This is a genomic window from Stutzerimonas stutzeri (assembly GCF_000935215.1).
Lineage (GTDB): Bacteria > Pseudomonadota > Gammaproteobacteria > Pseudomonadales > Pseudomonadaceae > Stutzerimonas.
In genome coordinates this window covers 1-5,251 of the sequence record NZ_JXXD01000341.1, presented here as the reverse complement: position 1 = coordinate 5,251, position 5,251 = coordinate 1, and the positions used below count along the sequence as shown (strand labels likewise).

Here is a 5,251-nt window from a genome sequence, read left to right as displayed (position 1 = left end):
GCCAAACGGCTGGACCGCCTGTCGCGGCAGGCCGAGCGTCTGGAGCGTGATCAGAACATCCAGATAGAAACGCTGGCGTTGTTCATCCGCTACTTCCTGACCGTCAGCACGCCGGTGCCCGAAGCCCATCAGGATGCAGCCCGCGCCCAGGGCAAGGCGCGCTTCGAGCAATTCGTCGAACAGTTGGGCCGCCACCTGCTGCGTGGCCGCAGCTTGGTGCGCGACGTGGTGGAAGAACTGCATCCCAACCCGATGCGGATGGATGACGCCGCGGCGCTGGCCGAAGCGCAGGAGCGTTCCTCATGAGCGCCGTCCCCCAGATCCCGCCCGAACCGCATTCGTCGGCAGCGGCGTCCCAGGATCGCCGCATCCAGATGCTGCGCACGGCGATGGGGCCAGTGATCGCTGCCGCGCTTGAAGACCCGGACGTGGTGGAGGTGATGCTCAACCCCGACCGGACATTGTGGGTGGATCGCCTGTCGTCTGGTCGGATGCCTGTCGGCGTCGAACTGCCCGAGGCCGATGGCGAGCGGATCATCCGCCTGGTCGCCGCCCATGTCGGTGCGGAGGTGCATCGCGGCCAGCCGCTCTTGACCGCCGAGCTGCCGGAGACGGGCGAACGCTTCGAGGGCATCTTGCCGCCAGCCGCGCCCGGCCCGGCCTTCGCGCTGCGCAAGCGTGCCGTGAACATCATCGGCCTGGATCAGTATGTGGCCGACGGCATCCTGACCGCCTGCCAGGCGGACTTCCTGCGCCGCGCCGTGCGCGAGCGCCAGAACGTACTGATCGCCGGCGGCACCAGTACCGGCAAGACCACCCTCGCCAACGCCTTGCTGGCCGAGATCGCCGCCACCGGCGACCGCGTGCTGGTGCTCGAAGACACCATCGAGCTGCAATGCGCAGCCCGTGACCATGTGCCGCTGCGCACCCGTGCGGGCGTGGTGTCGATGCAGGAACTGGTGCGCGCCACGATGCGGCTGCGCCCGGATCGCGTCGTCGTCGGCGAAGTACGCGGCGGCGAAGCCCTCGACCTCATCAAAGTGTGGGGAACAGGCCACCCCGGCGGCATCGCCACCATCCACGCCGGTTCCGCGCTAGGCGCTTTGCTGCGCCTCGAACAGTTGATCCTCGAAGTCGCAGTGAATCCGCCACGGGCGCTGATCGCCGAGGCGGTCAACGTCGTCATCCACATCGCCGGACGTGGCCGCAAGCGCCACGTCGAAACCATCGCCCGTGTCGTCGGCTTCGACGGCACCGGCTATCGCCTGGCGGACGCGCTGGAAACGCCGTTTCCCGAATTGATCCCGCTTCCGCTCGCAGCCGACGCCGCTGCGCTTCCCCCGTCCCCTGACCAACCTGGAGAACTGCCATGACACACGCCCATGCTTTCCGCTTTTCCGTAAATCCGCTTCCCCACCTGTCCGGTCTCATGCGGCTGCGCAGCCTCGCGTGCCCTGCGGGGCAGGGGCTGCTGCTGGCCGCACTGCTGCTGTTCCTGGCGGGTACGGCGCAGGCCGCCGGTTCCTCGATGCCGTGGGAGGGGCCGTTGCAGTCGATCTTGGAGTCGATTCAGGGGCCGGTCGCACGCATCGTCGCGGTCATCATCATCATCGCCACGGGCCTCGCGCTCGCCTTCGGCGACACGTCGGGAGGCTTTCGCAAACTGATCCAGATCGTCTTCGGTCTGTCCATTGCGTTCGCCGCGTCCTCGTTCTTCCTGTCGTTCTTCAGCTTCTCCGGCGGGGCCGTCGTATGAGCACGGCCAACGATCTTCCCGGCTTCGAGGTGCCGCTGCATCGCTCGCTGACCGAGCCAATCCTGCTTGGCGGTGCGCCGCGCACGGTCGCCATTGCGAACGGCACGCTGGCCGCCGCCGTGGGGCTGGGCCTGCAACTGTGGATTCCCGGCGTGGTGCTCTGGATCATCGGCCATTCGCTGGCCGTATGGGGCGCGCGTGTCGATCCGCAGTTCATGCAGGTCTTCGCCCGGCACATCAAGCACAAGCCGCTGCTGGACGTGTGAGGACGATGCCATGCTGAACCTTGCCGAATACCGCCAACGGCCCGCGCTGCTGGCCGACTGGCTTCCCTGGGCCGGGCTGATCGCGCCGGGCGTTGTGCTGAACAAGGATGGCTCTTTCCAGCGCACGGCACGTTTTCGCGGGCCGGACTTGGACAGCGCCACGCAAGGCGAGTTGATCGCCGCATCCGCGCGGCTCAACAACGCACTGCGCCGCCTGGGTTCGGGCTGGGCCTTGTTCATCGAGGCCGAGCGCCGACCGGCTGCGGGCTATCCGCACTCGGATTTTCCCGAGCCGCTGTCCTGGCTGGTGGACGAGGAACGCCGCGCCGCCTTCGAGGAATCGGGCCATCACTTCGAGAGCGGTTATCACCTGACGATGGTGTTCCTCCCGCCGGAGGAATCGCGTGCCCGCGCTGCCAAGCTGCTCTACGAGAACTCGCCCGGCGACGGCGTGGACTGGCGTGGTCGGCTCGATGCCTTCGTGGCTGAAACCGATCGCGTGTTCGATCTGCTCGATGGCGTGATGCCGGAAATCGCCTGGCTCGATGACGACGACACGCTGACCGGCCTGCACGCGACGGTTTCGACGCGGCGTTACCGGCTCGGCGTACCCGAAGTACCGTTCCATATCGACGCGCTACTGGCCGACTGCGCCCTGGTCGGTGGCCTTGCGCCGATGCTGGGCGACCAGCACCTGCGGGTGGTGTCGGTGCGTGGCTTTCCGACCTCGACCTGGCCGGGGATTCTGGACGACCTCAACCGCCTGGGCTTTGGCTACCGCTGGAGCACACGCTTTCTCTGCATGGACAAAGCCGAGGCCGAAAAGGAACTCGGCCGCCTGCGCCGCCAGTGGTTCGCCAAGCGCAAGAACGTCGTCGCACTGCTGCGCGAAACGATCTTCCAGCAGGAAAGCCCGCTGGTGGATACCGACGCCAGCAACAAGGCCGCCGACGCCGATGCGGCCTTGCAGGAGTTGGGCAGCGATCAAGTCGCGTTCGGCTATCTCACCGCCACGGTGACAGTGCTCGACGCCGACCCGGCAGTGGCCGACGAGAAGCTGCGCATGGTGGAGCGCGTCATCCAGGGTCGGGGCTTCGTGACGATTCCCGAAACCTTGAACGCGGTCGATGCCTGGCTGTCGTCCATCCCCGGCAACGCTTACGCGAACGTGCGCCAGCCCATCGTCTCGACGCTGAACCTGGCGCACATGATGCCGCTGTCGGCAGTATGGGCCGGGCCGGAGAAGAACGACCATCTGGACGGCCCGCCGCTGATCGTCACCCGCACCGATGGCGCGACGCCTTTTCGCTTGGTCACGCACATCGGCGACGTGGGCCACACACTGGTCGCCGGGCCGACCGGCATGGGCAAGTCGGTACTGCTTGCCATTCTGGCCATGCAGTTCCGGCGCTACTTCGGCTCGCGGATCTTCGCCTTCGACATGGGCCGCTCCATGCGTGCCACGATCCTCGGCCTCGGCGGCGAACACTACGACCTCGGTGCCGATGGCGGCATCGCCTTTCAGCCGTTGGCCCGTATCGACAGCGAGGGCTACCGCACCTGGGCGGCTGAATGGGTGGAAGGCCGGCTACTGCACGAAGGCGTGACCGTCGGCCCCGACGAGAAGGCAGCCATCTGGTCGGCGCTGGGTAGCCTCGCCGGTGCGCCGGTGGAACAGCGCACGCTGACCGGGCTTTCCGTGCTGCTGCAATCGAACGCGCTACGGCAAGCGCTGTCGCCCTATGTGCTTGGCGGCGCCCACGGCAAGCTGCTGGACGCCGACCGCGACCGGCTGGGCATGGCCGACGTGCAGGGCTTCGAGATGGAAGAACTGATGCACAGCCCCGCCGCCGTGCAAGCGGTGCTGCGCTACCTGTTCGCCCGCTTCGATGAGCGTTTCGATGGTGCGCCCACGCTGCTGATTCTGGATGAAGCCTGGCTGTTCCTCGATGAGCCATCTTTCGCGGCCCGCATCCGGCAATGGCTCAAGACGCTCAGGAAAAAGAACGTCAGCGTCATCTTCGCCACGCAGAGCCTGGCGGACATCAAGGACTCGACCATCGCGCCCGCGATCATCGAGAGCTGCGCCAGTCGGATTTTCTTGCCTAACCCGCAGGCGACCGAGCCGCAGATTCGCACGATCTATGAGGGTTTCGGGCTCAACAGCCGGCAGATCGAGATCGTCGCCACCGCGCAGCCCAAGCGCGACTACTACTACCAGTCGCGTCTCGGCAACCGCCTATTCGATCTCGACCTGGGGCCGTTGGCGCTCGCCTTCGCGGGCGCATCCACCCCTCAAGACCAACGCGACATCGACCGCGTGCTGACGCAGGCCGGCGCCCCCGGCTTCACCGGCGCGTGGCTGCGCCATCGCGGCCTCGACTGGGCTGCCGACCTGCTGCCGTCCTCACCGGCGGCCGCTTCGTTTCTCAACTCCCAACCACTGGAGGTTTCACCATGAAGACCAAGCCCCGTTTGCTGTCCGTCTCGCTCGCCGCCGTGCTGTCGGTATCGCTGCTGGCCGTGCAGCCCGCGTCCGCGCTGACGGTGTTCGACCCGTCGAACTTCGTGCAGAACACGCTGACAGCCATCCGCACGCTGGAGCAGATCAACAACCAGATCAACCAGCTCCAGAACGAAGCGCAGATGCTGATGAACCAGGCACGCAATCTGGCGAAGCTGGACTTCAACATCGTCAACCGGCTGCGCTCGACGCTCGCCACCACTGAGCGCCTGATCGCCGAGGCACGCGGCCTGGCCTACGACGTGCAGAGCATGGACGCCACGTTCGCCCGCCTGTACCCGGAGCAATATGCCGCCACCATCAGCGGCGACCGCATGGCGCAGGACGCCCGCGAACGCTGGCAGAACACCTTGAACGGTCTGCACACCGCGATGCGGATGCAGGCGCAGGTGTCGCAAAACCTTGCTCAAGACGAAAGTGCGCTGGCCGACCTCGTGAGCCAGAGCCAGTCGGCCACCGGCGCTCTGCAAGCCATGCAGGCGACGAATCAGCTTCTCGCCTTGCAGGCCAAGCAGTCGATCCAGGCGCAGCAGCTCCAGATCACGCAAGACCGGGCCGCTTCGCTGGAACTGGCGCGGCAGGCGGCGGCGACCGAACGCGCCCGCGAAGTGCGGCGGCGCTTCCTCGGCACCGGCACGCCGTACACGCCGCAGTCCGTCAACTTCTACAACAACTGACGGGAGGCGGCCATGCGATGCGCTTCCG

At 66.7% G+C, this 5,251-nt stretch carries 5 protein-coding genes and 1 pseudogene; all 6 read left to right on the top strand.

The features are described from left to right. Positions 1 to 306, top strand: a pseudogene (locus LO50_RS23210) (CopG family transcriptional regulator); the annotation flags it as partial. Then, entirely contained in the window at positions 303 to 1,373 is a 1,071-nt protein-coding gene (trbB, locus tag LO50_RS23205; RefSeq protein WP_044316504.1) for a P-type conjugative transfer ATPase TrbB, read from the top strand. The pseudogene LO50_RS23210 and the gene trbB, both read left to right, overlap by 4 nt. Then, complete coding sequence (locus LO50_RS23200; protein ID WP_034037722.1) at positions 1,370 to 1,756, top strand: TrbC/VirB2 family type IV secretion system protein; 387 nt, start codon at positions 1,370 to 1,372, stop codon at positions 1,754 to 1,756. The genes trbB and LO50_RS23200 overlap by 4 nt, the downstream gene beginning before the upstream one ends. Beyond that, the gene (locus LO50_RS23195) at positions 1,753 to 2,022 is read left to right on the top strand and encodes a VirB3 family type IV secretion system protein (RefSeq protein WP_034037723.1); all 270 of its coding nucleotides are present in this window, start codon (positions 1,753 to 1,755) and stop codon (positions 2,020 to 2,022) included. The genes LO50_RS23200 and LO50_RS23195 overlap by 4 nt, the downstream gene beginning before the upstream one ends. A 10-nt stretch (positions 2,023 to 2,032) precedes the next feature. Then, positions 2,033 to 4,483 carry a conjugal transfer protein TrbE gene (trbE, locus tag LO50_RS23190; protein ID WP_023094630.1) on the top strand — a complete coding sequence of 817 codons (2,451 nt, stop codon included), beginning with the start codon at positions 2,033 to 2,035 and terminating at the stop codon, positions 4,481 to 4,483. Further along, entirely contained in the window at positions 4,480 to 5,223 is a 744-nt protein-coding gene (trbJ, locus tag LO50_RS23185; RefSeq protein ID WP_011716362.1) for a P-type conjugative transfer protein TrbJ, read from the top strand. Before trbE ends, trbJ begins: the two co-directional genes overlap by 4 nt. The last annotated feature ends 28 nt before the right edge of the window (positions 5,224 to 5,251 follow it).

What these genes read in the sequence shown, in the direction of transcription:
- trbJ (WP_011716362.1), top strand. Translation starts at nt 4,480, where the DNA reads ATGAAGACCAAGCCCCGTTTGCTGTCCGTCTCGCTCGCCGCCGTGCTG.
- LO50_RS23195 (WP_034037723.1), top strand. Translation starts at nt 1,753, where the DNA reads ATGAGCACGGCCAACGATCTTCCCGGCTTCGAGGTGCCGCTGCATCGC.
- trbE (WP_023094630.1), top strand. Translation starts at nt 2,033, where the DNA reads ATGCTGAACCTTGCCGAATACCGCCAACGGCCCGCGCTGCTGGCCGAC.
- LO50_RS23200 (WP_034037722.1), top strand. Translation starts at nt 1,370, where the DNA reads ATGACACACGCCCATGCTTTCCGCTTTTCCGTAAATCCGCTTCCCCAC.
- trbB (WP_044316504.1), top strand. Translation starts at nt 303, where the DNA reads ATGAGCGCCGTCCCCCAGATCCCGCCCGAACCGCATTCGTCGGCAGCG.